General features: G+C 72.1%; 20 protein-coding genes. 12 read left to right on the top strand and 8 right to left on the bottom strand.

Going from position 1 to position 22,705, the window contains the following annotated elements:
• Nucleotides 1-95 precede the first annotated feature (95 nt).
• The 6 genes from pdhA (ACIPSE_RS15725) (at nt 96) to ACIPSE_RS15700 (ending at nt 6,936) form a co-directional block, all read left to right on the top strand.
• Nucleotides 96-1,232, top strand: coding sequence for a pyruvate dehydrogenase (acetyl-transferring) E1 component subunit alpha (gene pdhA / locus ACIPSE_RS15725; protein WP_401662639.1), 1,137 nt, complete (start codon nt 96-98; stop codon nt 1,230-1,232).
• On the top strand, nt 1,229-2,233 hold the full coding sequence (locus tag ACIPSE_RS15720; protein ID WP_401662637.1) for an alpha-ketoacid dehydrogenase subunit beta: 1,005 nt from the start codon (nt 1,229-1,231) through the stop codon (nt 2,231-2,233). Before pdhA (ACIPSE_RS15725) ends, ACIPSE_RS15720 begins: the two co-directional genes overlap by 4 nt.
• Nucleotides 2,233-3,522, top strand: coding sequence for a dihydrolipoamide acetyltransferase family protein (locus ACIPSE_RS15715; RefSeq protein ID WP_401662635.1), 1,290 nt, complete (start codon nt 2,233-2,235; stop codon nt 3,520-3,522). The genes ACIPSE_RS15720 and ACIPSE_RS15715 overlap by 1 nt, the downstream gene beginning before the upstream one ends.
• Nucleotides 3,523-3,602: 80 nt before the next feature.
• Nucleotides 3,603-4,478, top strand: coding sequence for an NTP transferase domain-containing protein (locus ACIPSE_RS15710; RefSeq protein WP_401662633.1), 876 nt, complete (start codon nt 3,603-3,605; stop codon nt 4,476-4,478).
• On the top strand, nt 4,475-5,842 hold the full coding sequence (locus ACIPSE_RS15705) for a molybdopterin molybdotransferase MoeA (protein WP_401662631.1): 1,368 nt from the start codon (nt 4,475-4,477) through the stop codon (nt 5,840-5,842). The genes ACIPSE_RS15710 and ACIPSE_RS15705 overlap by 4 nt, the downstream gene beginning before the upstream one ends.
• Nucleotides 5,839-6,936: a potassium channel family protein gene (locus ACIPSE_RS15700; RefSeq protein ID WP_401662629.1), complete on the top strand. Its 1,098-nt coding sequence runs from the start codon at nt 5,839-5,841 to the stop codon at nt 6,934-6,936. Before ACIPSE_RS15705 ends, ACIPSE_RS15700 begins: the two co-directional genes overlap by 4 nt.
• Before the next feature lie 22 nt (nt 6,937-6,958).
• On the opposite strand, the gene ACIPSE_RS15695 is transcribed toward ACIPSE_RS15700, so the two are convergent.
• Nucleotides 6,959-7,807 (bottom strand): ABC transporter permease, encoded by an 849-nt coding sequence (locus ACIPSE_RS15695; protein WP_401662627.1) that lies wholly within the window; start codon nt 7,805-7,807, stop codon nt 6,959-6,961.
• Entirely contained in the window at nt 7,804-8,796 is a 993-nt protein-coding gene (locus tag ACIPSE_RS15690; RefSeq protein WP_401662625.1) for an ATP-binding cassette domain-containing protein, read from the bottom strand. Before ACIPSE_RS15690 ends, ACIPSE_RS15695 begins: the two co-directional genes overlap by 4 nt.
• Nucleotides 8,797-9,066: 270 nt before the next feature.
• Between ACIPSE_RS15690 and ACIPSE_RS15685 the strand changes: the two genes are divergently transcribed.
• On the top strand, nt 9,067-10,047 hold the full coding sequence (locus tag ACIPSE_RS15685; protein WP_401662623.1) for an NAD(P)H-quinone oxidoreductase: 981 nt from the start codon (nt 9,067-9,069) through the stop codon (nt 10,045-10,047).
• 99 nt (nt 10,048-10,146) lie between these two features.
• Here ACIPSE_RS15685 and ACIPSE_RS15680 read toward each other — a convergent pair whose 3' ends face one another.
• Nucleotides 10,147-10,563, bottom strand: coding sequence for a hypothetical protein (locus ACIPSE_RS15680; RefSeq protein WP_401662621.1), 417 nt, complete (start codon nt 10,561-10,563; stop codon nt 10,147-10,149).
• A 126-nt stretch (nt 10,564-10,689) separates the two neighbouring features.
• Here ACIPSE_RS15680 and ACIPSE_RS15675 point away from each other — a divergent pair, with 126 nt between their 5' ends.
• Entirely contained in the window at nt 10,690-11,226 is a 537-nt protein-coding gene (locus ACIPSE_RS15675; protein ID WP_401662619.1) for a bacterial proteasome activator family protein, read from the top strand.
• A 132-nt stretch (nt 11,227-11,358) separates the two neighbouring features.
• Here the strand turns inward: ACIPSE_RS15675 and ACIPSE_RS15670 are convergent, their stop codons facing one another.
• The 3 genes from ACIPSE_RS15670 to pdhA (ACIPSE_RS15660) are packed head-to-tail and all read right to left on the bottom strand — an operon-like array spanning nt 11,359 to nt 14,900.
• Nucleotides 11,359-12,744: a dihydrolipoamide acetyltransferase family protein gene (locus tag ACIPSE_RS15670; RefSeq protein ID WP_401662617.1), complete on the bottom strand. Its 1,386-nt coding sequence runs from the start codon at nt 12,742-12,744 to the stop codon at nt 11,359-11,361.
• A gap of 10 nt (nt 12,745-12,754) precedes the next feature.
• Nucleotides 12,755-13,750, bottom strand: a complete 996-nt coding sequence (locus tag ACIPSE_RS15665; protein WP_401662615.1) for an alpha-ketoacid dehydrogenase subunit beta — start codon at nt 13,748-13,750, stop codon at nt 12,755-12,757.
• Nucleotide 13,751: 1 nt separating this feature from the next.
• Nucleotides 13,752-14,900 (bottom strand): pyruvate dehydrogenase (acetyl-transferring) E1 component subunit alpha, encoded by a 1,149-nt coding sequence (gene pdhA / locus ACIPSE_RS15660; protein ID WP_401662613.1) that lies wholly within the window; start codon nt 14,898-14,900, stop codon nt 13,752-13,754.
• Nucleotides 14,901-15,223: 323 nt separating this feature from the next.
• On the opposite strand from pdhA (ACIPSE_RS15660), the gene ACIPSE_RS15655 reads away from it, so the two are divergent.
• On the top strand, nt 15,224-15,889 hold the full coding sequence (locus ACIPSE_RS15655; protein WP_401662611.1) for a response regulator: 666 nt from the start codon (nt 15,224-15,226) through the stop codon (nt 15,887-15,889).
• A gap of 33 nt (nt 15,890-15,922) precedes the next feature.
• Here ACIPSE_RS15655 and ACIPSE_RS15650 read toward each other — a convergent pair whose 3' ends face one another.
• Nucleotides 15,923-17,494, bottom strand: a complete 1,572-nt coding sequence (locus ACIPSE_RS15650) for a protein kinase (protein ID WP_401662609.1) — start codon at nt 17,492-17,494, stop codon at nt 15,923-15,925.
• Nucleotides 17,495-17,854: 360 nt separating this feature from the next.
• Between ACIPSE_RS15650 and ACIPSE_RS15645 the strand changes: the two genes are divergently transcribed.
• Nucleotides 17,855-19,492 carry a protein kinase gene (locus ACIPSE_RS15645; RefSeq protein ID WP_401662607.1) on the top strand — a complete coding sequence of 546 codons (1,638 nt, stop codon included), beginning with the start codon at nt 17,855-17,857 and terminating at the stop codon, nt 19,490-19,492.
• Between the two features lie 65 nt (nt 19,493-19,557).
• On the opposite strand, the gene ACIPSE_RS15640 is transcribed toward ACIPSE_RS15645, so the two are convergent.
• Nucleotides 19,558-20,457, bottom strand: coding sequence for a D-alanyl-D-alanine carboxypeptidase family protein (locus tag ACIPSE_RS15640; RefSeq protein WP_401662605.1), 900 nt, complete (start codon nt 20,455-20,457; stop codon nt 19,558-19,560).
• A gap of 257 nt (nt 20,458-20,714) precedes the next feature.
• Here ACIPSE_RS15640 and ACIPSE_RS15635 point away from each other — a divergent pair, with 257 nt between their 5' ends.
• Together ACIPSE_RS15635 and ACIPSE_RS15630 are read left to right on the top strand one after the other, a co-directional pair.
• Entirely contained in the window at nt 20,715-21,377 is a 663-nt protein-coding gene (locus ACIPSE_RS15635; RefSeq protein WP_401662603.1) for a GntR family transcriptional regulator, read from the top strand.
• Nucleotides 21,374-22,690: a nitrate/nitrite transporter gene (locus ACIPSE_RS15630; protein WP_401662601.1), complete on the top strand. Its 1,317-nt coding sequence runs from the start codon at nt 21,374-21,376 to the stop codon at nt 22,688-22,690. The genes ACIPSE_RS15635 and ACIPSE_RS15630 overlap by 4 nt, the downstream gene beginning before the upstream one ends.
• Nucleotides 22,691-22,705: the final 15 nt, after the last annotated feature.

Below are 22,705 nucleotides of genomic sequence, written 5' to 3'. Positions count from 1 at the left end.
TGTAGCCAAAATGTGCCGACGACCGAACAATCGGTAGGTGAGGCGCATCACAACCCGTGGCGCGCCGTAAGCCGCTCCCACGAGGAGGTGCCGTCATGACGGTCATGGAGCAGCGGGGCGCGTACCGGCCATCGCCGCCGCCCGCCTGGCAGCCCCGGATGGACCCCGCGCCGCTGCTGCCGGACGCCGAGCCCCACCGCGTCCTCGGCACGGAGGCGGCCGGCGCGGCGGACCCCGCCCTGCTGCGCCGCCTGTACGCGGAGCTGGTGCGCGGCCGTCGCTACAACGCGCAGGCCACCGCCCTCACCAAGCAGGGACGCCTCGCCGTCTACCCCTCCAGCACCGGCCAGGAGGCCTGCGAGGTCGCCGCCGCGCTGGTCCTGGAGGAGCGCGACTGGCTCTTCCCCAGCTACCGCGACACCCTCGCCGCCGTCGCCAGAGGCCTGGACCCCGTCCAGGCGCTCACCCTGCTGCGCGGCGACTGGCACACCGGCTACGACCCGCGCGAGCACCGCGTCGCCCCCCTGTGCACCCCGCTCGCCACCCAGCTCCCGCACGCCGTCGGTCTCGCCCACGCCGCCCGCCTCAAGGGCGACGACGTGGTCGCGCTCGCCATGGTCGGCGACGGCGGCACCAGCGAGGGCGACTTCCACGAGGCGCTGAACTTCGCCGCCGTCTGGCAGGCGCCGGTCGTCTTCCTCGTCCAGAACAACGGCTTCGCGATCTCCGTACCGCTCGCCAAGCAGACCGCGGCCCCGTCGCTGGCCCACAAGGCCGTCGGCTACGGCATGCCCGGCCGCCTGGTCGACGGCAACGACGCCGCCGCCGTCCACGAGGTCCTCACCGACGCCGTGCGCCGCGCCCGCGCGGGCGGCGGCCCCACCCTCGTCGAGGCGATCACCTACCGGGTGGACGCCCACACCAACGCCGACGACGCCACCCGCTACCGGGTCGAGGCGGAGGTCGAGACCTGGCGCGGCCACGACCCGATCGCCCTCCTGGAGCACGAACTGACCGAGCGCGGGCTCCTCGACGAGGCCGGCGTCCAGGCCGCCCGCGACGCCGCCGAGACCATGGCCGCCGATCTGCGCGAGCGCATGAACCAGGACCCGGCCCTGGACCCCATGGACCTCTTCGCGCACGTCTACAGCGAGCCCACCCCGCAACTGCGCGAACAGCGGGCCCAGTTGCGCGCCGAACTCGCGGCGGAACAGGAAGAGGGCGACCGATGACCACCACCGCGGTGAAGCCCGCCACCATGGCGCAGGCCCTCACCCGCGCCCTGCGCGACGCCCTGGCCGAGGACCCCGCCGTCCACGTCCTGGGCGAGGACGTCGGCGCCCTCGGCGGTGTCTTCCGCATCACCGACGGCCTCACCGCCGAGTTCGGCGAGGACCGCTGCACCGACACCCCCCTCGCCGAGGCGGGCATCCTCGGCACCGCCGTCGGCATGGCCATGTACGGGCTCCGGCCGGTCGTCGAGATGCAGTTCGACGCCTTCGCCTACCCGGCGTTCGAGCAGCTCGTCAGCCATGTCGCCCGGATGCGCAACCGCACCCGCGGCGCCATGCCGCTCCCGGTCACCATCCGCGTCCCCTACGGCGGCGGCATCGGCGGCGTCGAGCACCACAGCGACTCCTCCGAGGCGTACTACATGGCGACCCCGGGCCTGCACGTCGTCATGCCCGCCACCGTCGAGGACGCCTACGGGCTGCTGCGCGCGGCCATCGCCTCCGACGACCCCGTCGTCTTCCTGGAGCCCAAGCGGCTGTACTGGTCGAAGGACTCCTGGAACCCCGAGCACCCCACCGAGGTCGAACCGATCGGGAGGGCGGTGGTGCGCCGGCCGGGGCGGACCGCCACACTCATCACGTACGGGCCGTCCGTACCCGTGTGCCTCGAAGCCGCCGAGGCGGCGCGGGCGGAGGGCTGGGACCTCGAAGTCGTCGATCTGCGCTCCCTGGTGCCGTTCGACGACGAGACGGTCGCCGCCTCGGTCCGCCGGACCGGGCGCGCGGTCGTCGTGCACGAGTCGGGCGGGTTCGGCGGCCCGGGCGGGGAGATCGCGGCCCGCGTCACCGAGCGCTGCTTCCACCACCTGGAGGCGCCGGTGCTGCGCGTGGCCGGGTTCGACATCCCCTACCCGCCGCCGATGCTGGAGCGTCACCACCTGCCCGGCGTGGACCGGATCCTGGACGCGGTCGCGCGTCTTCAGTGGGAGGCGGAGAACTGATGGCTCAGGTCCTGGAGTTCAGGCTCCCCGACCTCGGGGAGGGACTCACCGAGGCGGAGATCGTGCGCTGGCTGGTCCAGGTCGGCGACGTCGTCGCCGTCGACCAGCCGGTCGTCGAGGTCGAGACGGCCAAGGCGCTCGTCGACGTGCCCTGCCCCTACGGCGGTGTCGTCACCGCCCGCTTCGGCGAGGAGGGCAGCGAACTCCCGGTGGGCGCACCGCTGATCACCGTGGCGGTCGGGGCACCGGAGCCGGCCGCCGAGCCGGAGGGCTCCGGGAACGTCCTGGTGGGATACGGCACGTCACAGGCCCCGGCGCGCCGGCGCCGGGTGCGCTCCGCGCCGCCCGGGACCAACGGGACCGCCGTCGCTCCCGTCACCGTCCGCCAGGAGGCGCCCGAGGGCCCCGTGGCGGTCATCTCGCCCCTGGTGCGCCGCCTGGCCCGCCAGAACGGCCTGGACCTGCGGGAGCTGACCGGGTCGGGCCCCGAGGGGCTGATCGTGCGCGCCGACGTCGAGTACGCGCTGCGCGCCGGCGCCGCCCAGGACCGCACCCCGGCCGCCGTCCCCGCTCCCGTCCCGGCCCCCGCCTCTGTCGCCGGAGGCACGCGGATTCCCCTCAAGGGCGTCCGCGGGGCCGTCGCCGACAAGCTCTCCCGCAGCCGGCGCGAGATCCCCGACGCCACCTGCTGGGTGGACGCCGACGCGACCGAACTCCTGCGCGCGCGCACGGCCATGAACGCGGCGGGCGGGCCGAGGATCGCCCTGATCGCCCTCCTCGCCCGCGTCTGCACCGCGGCCCTCGCCCGGTTCCCCGAGCTCAACTCCACGGTCGACACGGAGGCCCGGGAGATCGTCCGCCTCGACCACGTCCACCTCGGGTTCGCCGCGCAGACCGACCGCGGCCTGGTCGTCCCGGTCGTCCGCGACGCGCACACGCGCGGCGCGGAGTCGCTGACCGCGGAGTTCGCCCGGCTGACCGAGGCCGCGCGCACGGGCGGCCTCACCCCCGCCGAACTCACCGGCGGCACCTTCACGTTGAACAACTACGGGGTGTTCGGCGTCGACGGCTCCACCCCGATCGTCAACCACCCCGAGGCGGCCATGCTCGGCGTCGGCCGCATCGCCGCCAAACCGTGGGTGCACGAAGGGGAGCTGGCGGTGCGCCAGGTCGTGCAGCTCTCCCTCACCTTCGACCACCGGGTCTGCGACGGCGGCACCGCGGGCGGCTTCCTGCGGTATGTCGCGGACTGCGTGGAACAGCCGGCGGTGCTGCTGCGCACCCTGTGAATCCGGTGCCGCCGCGCACCCGGTGATCGCGTGGCCCCGCGCACGTTCCCTGTGATCGCCACGGCACGCATACTCGGGGGGTGACCGCATACGACGTCGTCGTGCTCGCCGGGGGTGCCGCCCGGCGGCTCGGCGGTGTGGACAAGCCCCGGGTCCGGGTGGGCGGCCGGGCGCTGCTCGACCGTGTCCTCGCGGCCTGCGCCGACGCGGCCACGACCGTCGTCGTCGCCGAACCCGGCCCCACCGCACGGCCGGTGACCTGGGCCCGCGAGGACCCGCCCGGCGGCGGACCGCTCGCCGCGCTCGGCGCCGGGCTCGCGCACACCACCGCCGCGGACGTCGTCGTCCTCTCCGCCGATCTGCCGTTCCTCACCGGGGACACCGTCCGGCGGCTGCTGACCGCGCTCCGCTCGGGCGGCGGCGACGGCGCGCTGCTCACCGACGCCGACGGCCGCGACCAGCCGCTGGTCGCCGCGTACCGCGCGGACGCGCTGCGCGGCGGGCTCGGCACGCTCGCCCGGGACCACGAGGGCGCCCTCACCGGGCTGCCCCTGCGCCGGCTGACCGGCGCGCTCGACCTCACCCGCGTCCCCGACCCCGTCGCGTCCTTCGACTGCGACACCTGGGACGACATCGCCACCGCCAGGGCACGGATCAGGGAGCATGGGCACGTGTTGGATGAATGGATCTCCGCAGTCAAGGACGAGCTGGGCATCGACATCGACGTCGACACCCGTCTCCTGCTGGACCTCGCCCGCGACGCCGCGCACAACGTGGCCCGCCCCGGGGCGCCGCTGACCACCTTCCTCGTCGGCTACGCCGCCGCGCTGGCCGGAGGCGGCCCGGAGGCCGTCGCCGAAGCCGCCCGCAAGGCCTCCGCCCTCGCGCTCGCCTGGCCCGACGAGGACGCCCCCGACGCCCGGCCCGCCGCCGAGCCCGGCACGGACGCCGGATGACCGCCCGTCCCCACGCCGCCGACGCCGAGGACCTCGACGTCGAGGAGGTGCTCGCCCTGGTGAACGGCGACAAAGGCTCCGCGCCCGCGGACAAGGCGCCCCCGTCCCAGGCCGGCGCACCGGACGGCGCACCCGGGCCCGCGCCGCACCACCACAAGGCGACCCCCTGGCCCCAGGCCCGTGCCGTCGCCGCCCGCGCGGCCCGCACCGCGATGCGGGGCGACCGCCGGGCCCCCGTCTCCGTGCCCCTCGACGCGGCCCTCGGCCTCACCCTGGCCGCGCCCCTGACCGCCCTCACCGACCTGCCCTCCTTCGACACCTCCGCGATGGACGGCTGGGCGGTCGCGGGCCCCGGCCCCTGGGCCGTGCGCGAGGAGGGCGTGCTCGCGGGGCACGCCGAACCCGGGCGGCTCGGCGACGGCGAGGCGGTGCGGATCGCGACCGGCGCCCGGATCCCGTCGGACGCCACGGCGGTCATCCGCAGCGAGCACGGCCGCACCGACACCCAGGGCCGACTGCACGCCACCCGGGACCTCACCCACGGCCAGGACATCCGCCCCCGCGGCCAGGAGTGCCGCAGCGGCGACCAGCTCCTGCCCGTCGGCACCTTCGTCACCCCGGCCGTCCTCGGGCTCGCCGCCGCCGCCGGGTACGACACGCTCGCCGCCGTCCCCCGCCCCCGTGTCGACGTCCTCGTCCTGGGCGACGAGCTGCTCACCGGGGGCCTGCCCCACGACGGGCTGATCCGGGACGCGCTCGGCCCGATGCTGCCGCCCTGGCTGCGTTCGCTCGGCGCCGAGGTCATCGCCGTCCGCCGCCTCGGGGACGACGCCAAGGCGCTGCACAAGGCGATCACCACCTCGGACGCCGACCTGATCGTCACGACCGGCGGCACCGCCTCCGGCCCCGTCGACCATGTCCACCCCACGCTCCGGCGCATCGACGCCGAACTGCTCGTCAACGGAGTCAAGGTGCGTCCCGGGCACCCGATGCTGCTGGCCCGGGTCAAGGAGCACCAGTACGTCGTCGGGCTGCCGGGCAATCCGCTCGCCGCCGTCTCCGGGCTGCTCACGCTCGCCGAGCCGCTGCTGCGGACCCTCGCGGCCCGTCCCGCCCCCGAGCCCTTCGTCCTGCCCCTGCGCGACGAGGTGCACGGGCATCCGTACGACACCCGGCTCATCCCGGTCGTCCTGCGCGGGGAGAGCGCCGTACCGCTGCACTACAACGGGCCGGCCATGCTGCGCGGGATCGCGGCGGCCGACGCGCTGGCCGTCGTACCGCCGGGGGGTGCGCGGGCGGGGCAGGAGGTCGAACTGCTCGATCTGCCCTGGGCGTCCGCCGGGATCGAGGTGTGTTTCACGTGAAACTTCCGGGCCATGACGCGATCGCCCGGCAGGCCGACGAGCATCTCGTGACCCATCGGGTGAAGCTGCCGAGGAAGCTGGTGCAGCACCCGTTCCGGCAGGTAGCCAAGCGGGTCTCGGTGGCGTTCCTGCTGCTGGTCGCCACCACGCTGATCGTCTACGCCGACAACGGCGGGTACAACGACAACTCCGACGGCCATGTCGACTTCCTTGACGCGGCGTACTACGCCACCGTCACCCTCTCCACCACGGGCTACGGCGACATCACCCCGGTCAGCGACGCCGCCCGGCTCACCAACATCCTCGTCATCACGCCCCTGCGCGTGCTGTTCCTGATCATCCTGGTCGGCACCACGCTCGAAGTCCTCACCGAACGCACCCGGGAGGAATGGCGGCTCAACCGCTGGAGGTCCACCTTGCGCGACCACACCGTCGTCATCGGCTTCGGGACGAAGGGGCGGTCGGCGATCCAGACCGTCTGCGCGACCGGGCTGAAGAAGGAGCAGGTGGTCGTGGTCGACCCCAGCTCCAAGGTGATCGACGCGGCGACCGCGGAGGGCTTCGCCGGAGTCGTCGGCGATGCCACGCGCAGCGATGTGCTGCGGCGGGCCGAGGTGCACAAGGCGCGGAAGATCATCATCGCCACGCAGCGCGACGACACGGCCGTCCTGGTGACGCTGACGGCCCGGCAGCTCAATAGGGCCGCGAAGATCGTGGCCGCCGTGCGCGAGGAGGAGAACGCGCCGCTGCTCAAGCAGTCCGGCGCCGACGCCGTCATCACCAGCGCCAGCGCCGCCGGACGCCTGCTCGGGCTCTCCTGCCTGAGCCCCGCCGCGGGCATGGTGATGGAGGACCTCATCCACCAGGGCAGCGGGCTCGACATCGTCGAACGGCCGGTCATAAAGGCCGAGGTGGGCCGCAGCCCGCGGCAGACCGACGACCTCGTCGTCAGCGTCGTACGCGGCCACCGCGTGCTGGGGTACGACGATCCGGACGTCGGGTCGCTCCAGCTGACCGACCGGCTGATCACCATCGTGCGGGCGACGCCGGGCACCCAGGTGGCGCCCGACGCGCGTCCGCTGCCGCAGGACTGACGGGGGTTCACGGGAGGGCGGGCTACTTGCGGTTGTAGAGCCGCATCGTGATCGGGCCGAAGACCGCGAGGAGCAGGCCCGCCCACCCCAGCGACCAGGCGATCTCGTCGGCCGGCCAGTCGCCCGCCATCAGCCCGCGCACGGCGGAGGACAGATGGCTGATGGGGCTGTTGTTGACGAACGCCTGGAGCCAGCCCGGCATGGTGCGGGGGTCGACGAAGACGTTGGACAGGAACGTCAGCGGGAAGATCACCATCATGCTGACGCCCATGACCGACTTCTCGCTGCGCAGCATCAGCCCGAACATCGTCCAGATCCACGAGAACGCGAACGAGAACACGACCAGCAGCACGATCCCGGCGAGGACACCGGCCACCCCGCCGTCGGGCCGGTAGCCGAGGATCATGCCGACGGTCAGCATGACGACCGAGGCGATCGTGTAGCGCAGGGCGTCGCCGAGGAGATAGCCGACCATCGTCGACGGCCGCCAGATCGGCAGCGAGCGGAAGCGGTCGAAGACGCCCTTCTCGATGTCGGTGTTCACCGAGACCCCGGTGTACATCGTGATCATCACGACCGACATCACGAGGATGCCCGGCAGCAGGAACTGGATGTACTCCTTCGGGGAACCGGCGAGAGCGCCCCCGAACAGGTACGTGTACATCAGCACCATCATGATCGGGAACGCGGTCACGTCGAAGAGCTGCTCGGGGACGTGCTTGATCTTCAGGATCGCCCGCCAGCCGAAGGTCAGCGAGGCCGACAGGGCGCTCGGGCGCGGGGGCCGTTCGCCGGTGACGAGCAGCGCGGCGAGCGACTCGGCGCTGACGGGGGCCAGGTCCTTGGCCTCGGTGGTCGCGGGGGCGGTCATGCCGCCACCTCCTCGGAGTCAGGGGTGCCGTGTCCGGTGAGGGCGAGGAAGACCTCGTCCAGGCTGGGCTGGCCCAGCGAGAAGTTGTCGACGGTGATGCCGGTGCGGGCCAGTTCGGCGAGCGCGCGCGAGGCCTGCTCGGCGGCCGAGTCGCCGGTCGCGGCGGAGAGCCGCGCGGTGAGGGCCACCGGGTCGGGCTCCAGCTGGACGTCCGTGTCCAGGGCCAGCCGCAGCAGCGCCTCCGCCTCCGGCCGCCGGGCCGGGTCCCGCAGCCGCAGATGGACGGAGCCGGCGCCCACGGACGCCTTCAGCTCGCCCTTGGTGCCCTCGGCGATCACCCTGCCCCGGTCGATGACGGCGATCCGGGACGCCAGCTGGTCGGCCTCGTCCAGGTACTGCGTGGTCAGCAGCACGGTGGTGCCCTGGGAGACGACCGCGCGCACGATGTCCCAGACCTGGTTGCGGCTGCGCGGGTCGAGGCCGGTCGTCGGCTCGTCCAGGAACAGCAGGTCGGGGGTGTTGAGGATGGACGCGGCGATGTCGATACGGCGCCGCATGCCGCCGGAGTAGTGCTTGACCTGGCGGGCCGCGGCGTCCGTCAGCCCGAAGGCCTCCAGGAGCCGGTCGGCGCGGCCTCGCGCGGCCTTCTTGTGATGGCCGAGGAGCCGGGCCAGCAGGACCAGGTTCTCGGTGCCGGTGAGGTCCTCGTCGACGGAGGCGTACTGGCCGGTCAGGCTCACCCGGCCGCGCACCTCGTCGGCCTCGCGGACGACGTCGTGGCCGAAGACGTGGGCCTCGCCGCCGTCGGGGCGCAGCAGCGTGGCGAGCATCTTCACCGTCGTCGTCTTGCCTGCGCCGTTCGGGCCGAGGACGCCGTAGACCGTGCCGGCCGGGACGGAGAGATCCACTCCGTCGACCGCCCTGGTCTCGCCGAACGTCTTCACCAGACCCGCGGTCTCGATGGCCAGGCCGGAGGTGTGCTGGCTCATGGTGGGTCGTCCTTCCGCGTGCTTGTCGCTGCTTCCACGTGCTGGAGCGGGCATGTGCTTGGGCTACGCATGGGGAGACCTTTACCTTCGCGCAAACTCATCGGTGCCGCACAGGAAATTTCCCCGGGCCCCGCCGAAGGACCGGGACGGGCCGCGACCAGGGACCCGGGCGGGCCGCGACCGGAGACCCGGGCGGGCCGCGACCGGAGACCGGGACAGGCCGCGACCAGGGACCCGGCGGTGCGGGGGCCGGGGAGTAGCGTCGGCGCCATGTATGCGATCACGATTCCCGAACCCGGCGGTCCCGAGGCGCTGATCTGGAGCGAGGTGCCGGACCCCGTGCCCGGCGAGGGCGAGGTGCTGGTCGAGGTGGTGGCCGGCGCCGTCAACCGGGCCGACATCCTCCAGCGCCAGGGCTTCTACAACCCGCCGCCCGGTGCCTCCCCCTACCCCGGTCTGGAGTGCTCCGGCCGGATCGCCGCACTCGGCCCCGGCGTGACGGGCTGGGCCGTCGGCGACGAGGTGTGCGCCCTGCTCTCGGGCGGCGGCTACGCGCAGAAGGTCGCCGTCCCGGCGGGCCAGCTCCTGCCCGTGCCCGAGGGACTGGACCTCAAGAGGGCCGCGGCGCTGCCGGAGGTCACCTGCACGGTCTGGTCCAACGTCTTCATGATCTCCCACCTGCGCCCCGGCGAGACCCTCCTCGTGCACGGCGGCTCCAGCGGCATCGGCACCATGGCGATCCAGCTCGCGAAGGCCGTCGGCGCGAAGGTCGCCGTCACGGCGGGCTCCCGCGAGAAGCTGGAGCGGTGCGCGGCCCTCGGCGCCGACATCCTGATCGACTACAAGGAGCAGGACTTCGTCGAAGAGCTCGCGAAGGCCACGGACGGCGCCGGCGCGGACGTCATCCTCGACAACATGGGCGCCAAGTACCTGGACCGCAACGTCCGCGCCCTCGCCGTCAACGGCCGCCTCGCCATCATCGGCATGCAGGGCGGCATCAAGGGCGAGCTGAACATCGGCACCCTGCTGGGCAAGCGCGCCGCCGTCAGCGCGACCTCCCTGCGCGCCCGCCCGCTGAGCGAGAAGACGGCGATCGTCGCCGCCGTGCGCGAACACGTCTGGCCGCTGATCGACTCCGGTCAGGTCCGGCCGGTCGTCGACCGCGAGCTCCCGATGAGCGACGCGGCCGCCGCCCACCGCGTACTGGAGGAGAGCACCCACGTGGGCAAGGTCCTCCTGGTCGCCCCGTAGGACCCGGTCCGGCGGAACGCGGCGGGGACGCCGGTGTCGATGTGGGCGGGGGCGGCGCGGATGCGGGGTCGGCGCGCGCCTGCGCGGGCCTCCCCCGCGTCAGCCGCGGCGCAGGCGCCAGCCCAGTAGCGCGGTGCCCAGGCCCAGACCGATCAGGACCAGGCCGCTGCCCAGGGGCAGGACGCGCAGGACCGGCCCGGTGGGCTGCGTGTCCGGGGTGACGGCCTGCTGGGCGACCGGGGACGGCGGCGGCACCGGGGTCCGTACGGGCTCCGGTACGCCGCTGGGGGTGGCCGTCCGGGGGGCCGCGGCCTCGGGGTCGGGCACCGGCTCGCGGCGTCCCGGGCGCTCACGGCCCTCCCCGGCCCTGCTGCCCGCCCGGGAGGGCTCCGCACGGGGCGCGTGGACCCCGGGTGAGGGGTCGCCCGCCGCCGCGGCAGGGGGCGTCCCGGCGCCCAGGGAGAGAAGGGCGACCAGCAGTCCCGTAGCGCGCACCGTGCGCAGCCGTCGCGTCACGCACCCAGCGTCACACCCCCTCCCGGCTTCGGCATCACGGGTTGGGCCGCACGCGGGAAAACGGTGGATCACCCTCCACCGGGGGCACCCCGGTGATGAGGTGGAGGGGTGCGAGAGAATGACGGTATGGAGATGCCGAGGAACGAACGGTCACCCGAGCAGCCCCAGATCCTGGTCGTGGGACAGGACGGGATGGCGTTGGGTGGCACCGGGGACGACGACTCCCGTGAGATCCCGGTGACGGACATGGTCGAGCAGCCCGCCAAGGTGATGCGGATCGGCAGCATGATCAAGCAGCTGCTGGAAGAGGTCCGCGCCGCTCCTCTGGACGAGGCGAGCCGGGCCCGGCTCAAGGAGATCCACCGCAGCTCGGTCAAGGAGCTGGAGGACGGGCTGGCGCCGGAGCTGGTGGAGGAGCTGGAGCGGCTGTCCCTGCCCTTCTCCGACGGGTCGACCCCGAGCGACGCGGAACTGCGCATCGCGCAGGCCCAGTTGGTGGGCTGGCTGGAGGGCCTCTTCCACGGCATCCAGACCACCCTGTTCGCCCAGCAGATGGCCGCGCGCGCCCAGTTGGAGCAGATGCGCCGCGCGCTGCCGCCGGGCGTCGGGCACGAGGGCGAGGAAGGACCGGCCGGCGGCCGGACGGGCGGGCCTTACCTGTAGTCCGGATCCGGATCCGGACCGGCGACAAGGACAAGAACAGGACCAGGGACAGGGACAGGGACAGGACCAGGAAGGGGCCGGCGCTCTCGGGCGCCGGCCCCTTCACTCATGTCCGACGGTCGGGTCCGCCGCTCACGCCCAGGTGATCAGCCGCTTCGGCTGCTCCAGGATCGCGGCGACGTCGGCGAGCACCTTGGAGCCCAGTTCGCCGTCGACGAGACGGTGGTCGAAGCTGAGTGCCAGCGTGGTGACCTGGCGGGGCTTCACCTTGCCCTTGTGGACCCACGGCTGGAGCTTGATCGAGCCGATGGCGAGGATCGCGGACTCGCCGGGCGGCAGGATCGGGGTGCCGGTGTCCACGCCGAAGACGCCGACGTTGGTGATGGTCACCGTCCCGCCCTGCATGGCCGCCGGGGTCGTCTTCCCCTCCCTGGCGGTCGACACCAGCTCCCCGAGCTCCGAGGCCAGTTGCGGCAGGGTCTTGGCGTGCGCGTCCTTGATGTTCGGGACGATGAGTCCGCGGGGGGTGGCGGCGGCGATGCCCAGGTTCACGTAGTGCTTGAGGACGATCTCCTGGTTCGCCTCGTCCCAGGACGCGTTGATGTCCGGGTTGCGCCTGATCGCGACCAGCAGAGCCTTGGCGATGAGCAGCAGCGGATTGACCCGCAGCCCCTGCATGCCGTACTTGGCGGACTGCTTGAGTTCCTCGACGAGCTTCATTGTGCGGGTGACGTCGACGGTGACGAACTCGGTGACGTGCGGGGCGGTGAAGGCGGATCCGACCATCGCCGCCGCCGTCGCCTTGCGTACGCCCTTGACCGGGATGCGGGTCTCCCGCGCACCGTCGTAGGTCGGGGAGGGGAGCGCCGGGGCCGTTTGGACGGGCGCCGCGACCGGGGTCTCGGGGACCGTCACGGCCGCGTGGACGTCCTCGCGGGTGATGACGCCGTCCGGGCCGGTCGGGACGACCGTCGTCAGGTCGACGCCGAGGTCCTTGGCCAGCTTGCGCACCGGCGGCTTCGCCAGCGGGCGCTCCTTGACGGCGGCCCCGTGCCCGTTCAGCTCCGCCGGTACCTCGCCCGCGGCGGCCGGAGCCTCCTGGGCGGGGACCTGCGGGCCCTTGCGGGGGCGCCGCTTGGTCGAGGAGGCGGCGACGCCGTACCCGACCAGGACCGGCTGACGGCCCTCGGGCTTCTTCTCCGGCTCCGGCTCGGAGGCGGCGGGAGCGGGAGCCGCGGGCGCCTCGGCGGCGGCACCGCCCGACACGTCGACCGCGATGATCGACGTGCCCACGTCGACCGTCGTCCCCTCGGGGAAGTGCAGCGCGCGCACCACCCCGTCGTAGGGGATGGGGAGTTCGACGGCCGCCTTGGCGGTCTCGACCTCGCACACCACCTGGCCGTCGGTGACGGTGTCGCCGGGCTGGACGTACCACTTGAGGATCTCGGCCTCGGTGAGCCCTTCGCCCACGTCGGGCATCTTGAACTCGCGTACGGACGTCTCGGTCATCGTCGTCACGTCCCTCTCCTCAGTACGCCAGGGCGCGGTCGACGGCGTCGAGCACCCGGTCCAGGCCCGGCAGGTACTCGTCCTCCAGGCGGGCCGGCGGGTACGGGGCGTGGTAGCCGCCGACCCGGAGCACCGGGGCCTCCAGGTGGTAGAAGCACCGCTCCGTGATCCGGGCGGCGATCTCCGCGCCCGAGCCGAAGAACACCGGCGCCTCATGGACGACGACCAGCCGGCGGGTCTTCTCGACGGAGGTCTGGACGGTGTCGAAGTCGAGCGGGGACACCGAGCGCAGGTCGAGGACCTCCAGCGAGCGGCCCTCCTCGGCGGCGGCGTCCGCGGCCTCCAGGCAGGTCTTCACCATGGGGCCGTAGGCGACCAGGGTCAGATCGGTGCCCTCGCGGACGACCTTCGCCTTGTGCAGGGGGCCGGGGATGGCCTCGGTGGTGACCTCGCCCTTGTCCCAGTAGCGGCGCTTGGGCTCGAAGAAGATCACCGGGTCGTCGCTCTGGATGGCCTGCTGCATCATCCAGTACGCGTCGGAGGCGTTCGACGGGGAGACCACCTTCAGGCCCGCGACATGCGCGAAGAGCGACTCGGGCGACTCCGAGTGGTGCTCCACGGCGCCGATGCCACCGCCGTAGGGGATGCGGATGACGACCGGCAGCTTGACCGTGCCGAGCGAGCGGGCGTGCATCTTGGCGAGCTGGGTGACGATCTGGTCGTAGGCCGGGAAGACGAAGCCGTCGAACTGGATCTCCACGACCGGTCGGTAGCCGCGCAGGGCCAGGCCGATCGCGGTGCCGACGATGCCGGACTCGGCGAGCGGGGTGTCGATGACCCGCTGCTCGCCGAAGTCCTTCTGGAGTCCGTCCGTCACCCGGAAGACGCCGCCGAGCTTGCCGACGTCCTCGCCCATGATCAGGACCTTGGGGTCGGCGTCCAGCGCGTGGCGCAGCGATTCGTTGATCGCCTTGGCCAGCGCCAGGTTCTTCGTGGTCACGTTCTCCGCCGCCATGTCAGGCCCCCTCTCCGTCCGCGAACGACGCCTGGTACTCGGCGAACCGGGCGCGCTCCTCGTCCACCAGCGCGTGTCCGTCCGCGTACGCGTTCTCGAAGATCGCGAAGTGGTCCGGGTCCGGCATGGCGCGGACCGCCTCACGCACTCGCCTGCCCAACGTCTCGGACTCGGACTCCAGTTCCGCGAAGAATCCCTCGTCCGCGTGGTTTGAGGCCTCCAGGTACCGGCGCAGGCGCAGGATCGGGTCCTTGGCCTCCCAGGACTGGCGCTCCTCGTCGCCCCGGTAGCGGGTCGGGTCGTCGGAGGTGGTGTGGGCGCCCATCCGGTACGTGTACGCCTCGACGAGGGTGGGGCCCTCGCCGTTGCGGGCGCGCTCCAGCGCCCACTTGGTGACCGCGAGGGAGGCCAGCACGTCGTTGCCGTCGACCCGGACGCCCGGGAAGCCGTAGCCCTGCGCGCGCTGGTAGAGCGGGACGCGGGTCTGCTTCTCGGTCGGCTCGGAGATCGCCCACTGGTTGTTCTGGCAGAAGAACACGACCGGGGCGTTGTAGACCGCGGAGAACGTGAACGACTCGGCCACGTCGCCCTGGCTGGAGGCGCCGTCGCCGAAGTAGGCGATGACCGCGCTGTCGGCGCCGTCCTTGGCGACGCCCATGGCGTAGCCGGTGGCGTGCAGGGTCTGCGAGCCGATGACGATCGTGTAGAGCTGGAAGTTGTTGCTGTTGGGGTCCCAGCCGCCGTTGTTCACGCCGCGGAACATGCCCAGCAGGTTGGTCGGGTCGACCCCGCGGCACCAGGCCACGCCGTGCTCGCGGTAGGTCGGGAAGACGTAGTCGTCGTCGCGCAGGGCGCGCCCTGAGCCGATCTGGGCGGCCTCCTGGCCGAGCAGCGACGCCCACAGGCCCAGTTCGCCCTGGCGCTGAAGAGAGGTGGCCTCGGCGTCGAAGCGCCGGGTGAGCACCATGTCGCGGTACAGACCGCGCAGATCGTCGGGGGTGAGGGCGGCGACGTACTTGTCGTACGCGGCGTTCTTGACGCGCTTGCCCTCGGGCGTCAGCAGCTGAACCAGCTCGGGCTCGGTGCTGGGGGACTTTTTGGTCCCGGCGCTGCGTCGCGGCTTGCGCGCGGCAGTGCTCTCCACGGTCACGTGTGCTCCTCCGTCGGTCCGGCATCCGGGTTCGCCGGGTGCCAGTGCGGCTCACCTGTGGCCCCGCGGACGCACGGGGTGGGTGCGGTCCGGTCGGGCACAGGCGTGACAGGTGCCCCGGCGAGCGCCCTGCAAGAGGCACGTTACCCAGTGGTCCACAATTCTGTGAAACCCCTCCTGACCTGCGGTTTTACTTGGATTTCCAAGTAAAGAAGGCAAAATCGGGAACAGTCGCTGGTCACAGCCTTGCAGGCGGCCGGAGCAACGGCACGTTATCCCGGGTGCCCAGGTCACGGGAAGAGTTTGTGTGTTTGACTTGCGGCGTGCCCGAAGACGGAAAAATCACCGTATTTCTGCTCGACGACCATGAGATCGTCCGGCGTGGCGTCCATGAGCTGCTCTCGGTCGAGGACGACATCGAGGTGGTGGGCGAGGCCGGCACGGCGGCCGACGCGCTGGCCCGCATCCCGGCCACCCGGCCCGATGTCGCGGTGCTCGACGTACGGCTCCCGGACGGCAGCGGGGTGGAGGTCTGCCGCGAGATCCGGTCCGGGAACGAGGACATCCACTGTCTGATGCTGACCTCGTTCGCCGACGACGAGGCACTCTTCGACGCCATCATGGCGGGCGCCTCCGGCTATGTCCTCAAGGCCATCCGGGGCAACGAACTGCTGACGGCGGTACGGGACGTGGCGGCCGGCCGGTCCCTGCTCGACCCGGTCGCCACCGCCCGCGTGCTCGAACGGCTGCGCGGCGGCGGCACGCCCAAGGGCGACGAGCGGCTGGCGCACCTCACCGACCAGGAGCGGAGGATCCTCGACCTGATCGGCGAGGGGCTCACCAACCGGGTGATCGGCGAACGGATGCACCTCGCCGAGAAGACGATCAAGAACTATGTGTCCAGCCTGCTGGGCAAACTCGGCATGGAACGGCGCTCACAGGCGGCGGCTTACGTGGCCCGCACCCAGGCGGAGCAACAGCGCCGCTGACGCGGAGGCCGTTCGACGCGGAGGCCGTTCGACTCAGCCGGCGCCGTTGATGATGCCCGTCGTGCCGCCGTTCGTCTCTCCCTCGTCCGGGTCGCTCGGTTCCGGGGTCTCGCTCGGCACGTTCGTCGGGTCCGCGGTGGTCGGATCGGCCGTCGTCGGCTCGTCCGTGGGCTCCGTCGCGGTCTCCGAGGGCGTGTACGACGGGGTGGGCGAGGGCGTGTAGGACGGGGTCCAGTCCGAGCCGGAGCCGGAGGTGTCGTCGGTGGACTCGTCCGTCGGCTCGTCGGTGGTGTCGTCGCTCGGGCTCTCGCTGGCCGTCTCCTCGCCGGTGGTCTGCGAGGTGGTCGGCGAGGGGGAGGTGCCGCCGTCGCCGCCGTCGCCGTTCCCGCCGTTCAGCGCCAGCGCGACACCGGCCGCGATCGCGATCACCGCGAGGACCGCCAGGATCCACAGCTTGCCGCGGCCACTGCCCCGGTTGCCGTGCCCCTCGAAGCCGCCGTCGTCACCGCCGCCGTACCCGGTGGGCAGGATCGGCTGCGGGATCTGCGTGGTGCCGGCGCCGGGGCCGCCGTCGGCGTGGTGCATCACCGTCGTGCCGGCGAAGCCGCCCGGCGGGGTCTGCCGGCCGTCGTGCGCGAGGACCGGGCCGGTGTTCCAGGTGCCGGTGTGGCCGCCGTGGTCGTACAGCATCTGGAGGCCGTACTGGACCAGGCCGCGCATCTCCTCGGCGGTCTGGAAACGGTCGTCGGGCTCCTTGGCGAGGGAGCGCATGACCAGGCCGTCGAGCTCCGGCGGGGAGCCGTCGGAGACCTCCGAGGGCGGGGTCGGGATGTCCTGGACGTGCTGGTAGACCACCGACAGCGGGGTCTCGCCGACGAACGGGGGCCGCAGCGCGAGGAGTTCGTAGAGCAGGCAGCCGGTCGCGTAGAGGTCGGAGCGGTAGTCGACGGCTTTGCCGAGCGCCTGCTCCGGGGAGAGGTACTGCGGGGTGCCCATGACCATGCCGGTCTGCGTCATCGTGGTGGACGCGCCGTGCAGCGCGCGGGCGATGCCGAAGTCCATGACCTTGACGGCGCCGTTGTGCGTGATGATGACGTTCGCCGGCTTGATGTCGCGGTGCACGATGCCGTGCTGGTGCGAGTAGGCGAGCGCCTCCAGGACACCGGAGACGATGATCAGGGCCTGCTCGGGGCCCGGGGCCTCGGCGTTGATCAGCAGATCGCGGATCGTGCGGCCCTCGACGATCTCCATCACGATGTAGGGGACGCTCTGCCCGCCGACGAAGTCCTCGCCGGAGTCGTACACGGCGACGATCGCGTGGTGGTTGAGACCGGCGACGGACTGCGCCTCGCGGGTGAACCGGGCCTTGGACGTGGGGTCCTCGGCGAGGTCGGCGCGCAGCAGCTTGACGGCGACCGTCCGGCCGAGCCGGACGTCCTCGGCGGCGAACACCTCGGCCATACCGCCCCGGCCGAGTCTGCGGGTGAGCCGGTACCGGCCGTCCCCCACCAGTCCGTTGTTACCCCACAGCTCCGGCGCATCCGACATCCCGCCGCCAGTCGCCTCGGGGTCGGACGGGCCCTGAGCGCGCTGCTGCTGTGCCATCAGTCCTCGCCGTCGTTTCTGCCCGCGGTGAGCGCGGTGTTGTCACGGTCTCCGTCGGCCACGCTACAGCCTCGGCGCAAGCCTTCGTTCCGGGTCGAACCCGTGGACCGGCCCCGGACGGACCGGCCATCAAAGCGGTAACACGCGCTGTCGTGCAAATTCTGTGTACCGCCCGTACTGCCCCTGTAACTCTTCCGCGACGCTTCTTTCGCGTACGGTCACGGAACGGGCACCGAGCTTGACCTGTCAGTGCCGTGGGGCAGACTTGGCCGGGAATGACTCATTCGATCAATGACAGAGCCAGGGACGCACACGACGACGGTCGGGCCGGCGCCTGAAGGCCGATGGGGGACGCGGAAGATGAGCCAGGACGGCGCACAGGGCCGGTACGCGGGGCGGGCGCTCGCGAACAACCGCTATCAACTGCGCGACCTGCTCGGCGAGGGCGGCATGGCCTCCGTCCACCTCGCGCACGACACCGTCCTCGACCGCCCCGTCGCGATCAAGACACTGCACACCGAACTCGGCCGTGAACAGGCCTTCCGTGAGCGGTTCCGCCGCGAGGCGCAGGCCGTGGCCAAGCTCACGCACACCAACATCGTGTCCGTCTTCGACACCGGCGAGGACAACCTCGACGGGACGACGATGCCGTACATCGTCATGGAGTACGTCGAGGGGCGCCCGCTGGGTTCCGTGCTCGACGAGGACGTACGGCAGTTCGGCGCGATGCCCGCCGACAAGGCGCTGAAGATCACCGCCGATGTGCTGGCGGCGCTGGAGATCAGCCACGAGATGGGGCTGGTGCACCGGGACATCAAGCCGGGCAACGTGATGATGACCAAGCGCGGTGTGGTCAAGGTCATGGACTTCGGCATCGCCCGCGCCATGCAGTCGGGCGTCACCTCCATGACGCAGACCGGCATGGTCGTCGGCACCCCGCAGTACCTCTCCCCGGAGCAGGCGCTCGGCCGGGGCGTGGACGCGCGCTCCGACCTCTACTCGGTCGGCATCATGCTGTTCCAACTGGTCACCGGGCGGCTCCCGTTCGACGCGGACTCGCCGCTGGCGATCGCGTACGCGCATGTGCAGGAGGAGCCGGTCGCGCCGTCCTCCGTCAACAGATCGCTGCCCCCGGCCGTCGACGCGCTGGTCGCCCGCGCGCTGAAGAAGAACCCGAACGAACGCTTCCCGAGCGCCGACGCGATGCGCACCGAGTGCCTCAGGGTGGCCGCGTCCTTCCAGGCCGCCGCGCCGAGCATCGTCCCGGGCGCGCCGACCGCGAGCGGCGCGGGCGTGGGGTCCGCGGTGTTCCCGCCGGTCGACCAGTCGACGCTGGCGCCGACCGGCCCCGTGCACTCCCCGTACCAGCCGACGCCCCACCCCTACGGCACCCCGGCCCCGGCCCAGACGCCTCCTCCGTCGTACGGCTATCCGCAGCAGGGCGCCTACCAGACGCCCGCGCCGCACGGGTACGCCGCCTCGACCCCGCCGCCGTACACCATCGCGCCGCAGCAGCACGGTGCGCCGTCCGGGGGCGGCGGCAAGGGCAACCGGCCGGTCGTCATCGGCTCGATCCTCGTGTCGGTGCTCGCGGTCGGCGGTCTGATCGCCGCGCTGACGCTCAACGGGGGCGGCACGGACGACGACGGCAAGGACCCCGGCGCGAGCGCCTCCGAGACCTCCGAGTCGAGCGAGCCCTCGGGCTACCGCACCGGTGACGCGACCAAGACGGTCGAGACCACGGACTGCACCGAGCCGCAGGAGTCGTACAACGACCCCGACCAGGTCAAGATGCCGGACTTCCGGTACAAGAACTGGGACTCCGTCAAGAAGTGCCTCCAGGCGGCCGGTTGGAACTACGACGTGAAGAACTACGACGAGAACACGTACGGCCAGGGCACGGTCATGAACCAGTTCCCCGCCGCGGACACGGACTTCGACCCGGAGAACGCCCCGGAGATGCAGTTCGGCATCTCCACGGGCAACCCGCCGTCGTGACACGACAGGGGACATGACAGAGGGGGCCTGCCGCCGCAGGCCCCCTCTGTGCTGTGCGCTGCCGGCTAGCTGATCTTCGCGTAGCCGTAGTTGATGAGCTTCTTGACGTCGGTGGTGCGGTTGGCCGCCGAGGAGGCCGTCAGGACGGCGCCCATGACCGACTCGCCGTTCTTGGTGGCCGCGAACACCAGGCAGTACTTCGACTCGGTGCCGGAGCCGGTCTTGATGCCGAGCGTGCCGTTCCAGCCGAGCAGGGTGTTGGTGTTGGCCCAGGCCGCCATGGTGCGGGTGGTGCCGGACTTGGTGGTCGTCTTCGCCGTGTACGACTTGGTCTTGACGACCGTCTTGAAGGTGGAGCTCTTCATCGCGCTGCGGGCGAGCAGCGTGAGGTCCTTCGCGGACGAGTAGTTGGAGCCGTTGCTTATGCCGTCGAACGAGTCGAAGTGCGTGTTCGTCATGCCGAGGCTCGCGGCCGTCTTGTTCATCTTGGAGATGAAGTTCTTGGTGCGGGCCGCGACCGTGGAGCCGGTGCCGTACTTGTCGGCCAGCGCCATCGCCGCGTCGCAGCCGGACGGGAGCATCATCCCGTAGAGCAGCTGACGGACGGTGACCTTGTCGCCGACGATGAGCCGGGCGGACGACGCGCCCTTGGAGACGATGTAGTCGCTGTAGGCCTTCTTGATGGTGACCTTGGCGTCCAGGTTCAGGTTCGACTGGGAGAGCACGACCTTGGCGGTCATGATCTTCGTGGTGGACGCGGTGAGGCGGTGCGTGCTCGCGGACTTGCTGAACAGGGTCGTGCCCGTGGCGCCGTTCATCAGGAAGCCGCTCTTGGCGGTGATGGTGGGCGTCGTCACGGCCTGCGCGGGTGCCGCGGTGAGAGCTCCGGTGGCGAGCACGGCGCCGGCGGTGAACGCGACGGCGGTGGCCCTGCGGACACGGAGACTCTTTGTAGCGGTTATCAACTGAAATACCCCGAATACGTCGAATGCCCCTGAAGTGCGGCCGAGTTGGAGGGGAAGAAGGTGGGGCCGCACCTGTGTGACATGTAAGTAGCACGGAAGGTTGTGCGGCGGCTGGGATTGACTGGGAGGAACCTCGGGAGAGTGACGCCGGGGCCGCCCGCTGACGTCCGCCCTGCTCGTCCGGCCCGCCCGTCCGCCCCGGGTCCGCATCCTGGACGGCGGTCGGCTTGCGTACCTGTTGTATCTATGATGTGCGCATGCCTTCCGCGCCCGCCCTGCCCGTCAAGCCGCCACCCGCCGCCGACCGCGTCTACACCCATGTCAAGCAGGGCGTCCTGGAGCGCCGCTACGAGGGCGGCGCCCTGCTCACCGAGGGCGAGCTCGCCGAGGCCGTCGGCGTCTCGCGCACCCCGGTCCGTGAGGCGCTGCTGCGGCTGGAGGCGGAAGGGCTGATCAAGCTCTATCCGAAGAAGGGCGCCCTGGTCCTGCCCGTCTCCGCGCAGGAGATCGCGGACGTCGTGGAGACCCGGCTGCTGGTCGAGGAGCACGCGGCGCGCAAGGCCGTGCCCGCCCCGCCCGGGCTCGTCGAGCGGCTGGAGGAGCTCCTCGCGAAGCAGAAGGCGCAGGCCGCCGCGGGCGACCTCGCCGCAGCGGCCGTCACCGACCGCTGCTTCCACGCCGAGATCGTCCGCAGCGGCGGCAACGAGATCCTCTCCCGGCTCTACGACCAGCTCCGCGACCGGCAGTTGCGGATGGGCGTCGCGGTCCTGCACTCGCACCCCGACCGGATCGCCAAGACCCTCGCCGAGCACGAGGAGATCCTGCGGGCGCTGCGCTCCGGTGACGCGGAGGCCGCCGTCGACATCGTCCACCGGCACGTGGGCTGGTTCTCGCACCTGGCCCGGGGAGAGGTCCGATGAGCCCGGCTTCCAGCTCGGCGGGCACCACCGCGCTGCCCGGCGACCCGCCCGGCGGCCGGCGCGCGATGGCCGTGTGGAGCGTCGGTGTCTCCGTCTACTTCGTCGCCGTCATCTTCCGCACCTCGCTGGGGGTGGCCGGCCTCGACGCCGCCGACCGCTTCCACGTCAACGCCTCCGCCCTGTCGACCTTCTCGATCCTCCAGCTCCTCGTCTACGCGGGCATGCAGATACCCGTCGGGCTGCTCGTCGACCGGCTCGGCACCAAGAAGGTGCTGGCCATCGGCGTGGTGCTGTTCACCGCGGGCCAGCTGGGCTTCGCCTTCTCCCCCTCCTACGGCACCGCGCTCGCCTCGCGCGCCCTGCTCGGCTGCGGTGACGCGATGACGTTCATCAGCGTCCTGAGGCTCGGCACCCGCTGGTTCCCCGCCCGGCGCGGGCCGTTGGTCGCCCAGCTCGCCGGCCTCGCGGGCATGCTCGGCAACCTGGTCTCCACGCTGGTCATCGCGCGGCTGCTGCACGGCATCGGCTGGACCGCGGCCTTCGCGGGCAGCGCGCTCGCCGGTGTGGTCGTCCTGGTGCTGCTCGTGCTGTTCCTCAAGGACCACCCCGAGGGCCACGAGCCGGAGCCGTTCCCGCACCAGGGCGCGGCCTACGTCCGCCGGCAGATCGCGGCGTCCTGGCGGGAGCCCGGCACCCGGCTCGGCCTGTGGGTGCACTTCACGACCCAGTTCCCGGCGATGGTGTTCCTGCTCCTGTGGGGGCTGCCCTTCCTCGTCGAGGCGCAGGGCCTGTCCCGGGCGACCGCCGGTGAACTGCTCACCCTCGTCGTGCTCTCCAACATGGTCGTCGGGCTCGTCTACGGCCAGGTCGTCGCCCGGCACCACGGGGCGCGGCTGCCGCTCGCGCTCGGGACCGTCGCCGCGACGGCGCTCGTGTGGGCCCTGACGCTGGCGTATCCCGGTGAGCACGCGCCGATGTGGCTGCTCGTCGTGCTCTGCTCGGTGCTCGGGGCCTGCGGTCCCGCCTCGATGCTCGGCTTCGACTTCGCCCGTCCCGCGAACCCGCCCGAGCGGCAGGGCACCGCGTCCGGCATCACCAACATGGGCGGGTTCGTCGCCTCCATGACGACGCTGTTCGCGGTCGGGGTCCTGCTGGACGCCACCGACGAGGACTACACCGTCGCCTTCTCGTCCGTGTTCGTGCTCCAGGCGCTGGGCGTCAGCCAGATCCTGCGGCTGCGCAAGCGGGCCATCCGCCGCGAGCGGGAGCGGCTCGTGGCGAGCCGGGTGGAGACGGTGCACGTGCCCGCGTGAGTGCCCCCTCGGGGA

This window comes from Streptomyces sp. NPDC090106 (assembly GCF_044747265.1).
In the GTDB taxonomy this organism is placed as follows: Bacteria; Actinomycetota; Actinomycetes; order Streptomycetales; family Streptomycetaceae; genus Streptomyces.
The sequence above is the reverse complement of the archived record's forward strand: the minus strand, read 5'-3'. Positions and strand labels throughout refer to the sequence as shown.

Bases quoted from the DNA above. Each gene is read 5' to 3' on its own strand.
- pdhA (WP_401662639.1), top strand. From the start codon at position 96: ATGACGGTCATGGAGCAGCGGGGCGCGTACCGGCCATCGCCGCCGCCC.
- ACIPSE_RS15720 (WP_401662637.1), top strand. From the start codon at position 1,229: ATGACCACCACCGCGGTGAAGCCCGCCACCATGGCGCAGGCCCTCACC.
- ACIPSE_RS15715 (WP_401662635.1), top strand. From the start codon at position 2,233: ATGGCTCAGGTCCTGGAGTTCAGGCTCCCCGACCTCGGGGAGGGACTC.
- ACIPSE_RS15705 (WP_401662631.1), top strand. From the start codon at position 4,475: ATGACCGCCCGTCCCCACGCCGCCGACGCCGAGGACCTCGACGTCGAG.
- ACIPSE_RS15695 (WP_401662627.1), bottom strand. From the start codon at position 7,807: ATGACCGCCCCCGCGACCACCGAGGCCAAGGACCTGGCCCCCGTCAGC.
- ACIPSE_RS15690 (WP_401662625.1), bottom strand. From the start codon at position 8,796: ATGAGCCAGCACACCTCCGGCCTGGCCATCGAGACCGCGGGTCTGGTG.
- ACIPSE_RS15685 (WP_401662623.1), top strand. From the start codon at position 9,067: ATGTATGCGATCACGATTCCCGAACCCGGCGGTCCCGAGGCGCTGATC.
- ACIPSE_RS15675 (WP_401662619.1), top strand. From the start codon at position 10,690: ATGGAGATGCCGAGGAACGAACGGTCACCCGAGCAGCCCCAGATCCTG.
- ACIPSE_RS15665 (WP_401662615.1), bottom strand. From the start codon at position 13,750: ATGGCGGCGGAGAACGTGACCACGAAGAACCTGGCGCTGGCCAAGGCG.
- ACIPSE_RS15650 (WP_401662609.1), bottom strand. From the start codon at position 17,494: ATGGCACAGCAGCAGCGCGCTCAGGGCCCGTCCGACCCCGAGGCGACT.
- ACIPSE_RS15645 (WP_401662607.1), top strand. From the start codon at position 17,855: ATGAGCCAGGACGGCGCACAGGGCCGGTACGCGGGGCGGGCGCTCGCG.
- ACIPSE_RS15635 (WP_401662603.1), top strand. From the start codon at position 20,715: ATGCCTTCCGCGCCCGCCCTGCCCGTCAAGCCGCCACCCGCCGCCGAC.
- ACIPSE_RS15630 (WP_401662601.1), top strand. From the start codon at position 21,374: ATGAGCCCGGCTTCCAGCTCGGCGGGCACCACCGCGCTGCCCGGCGAC.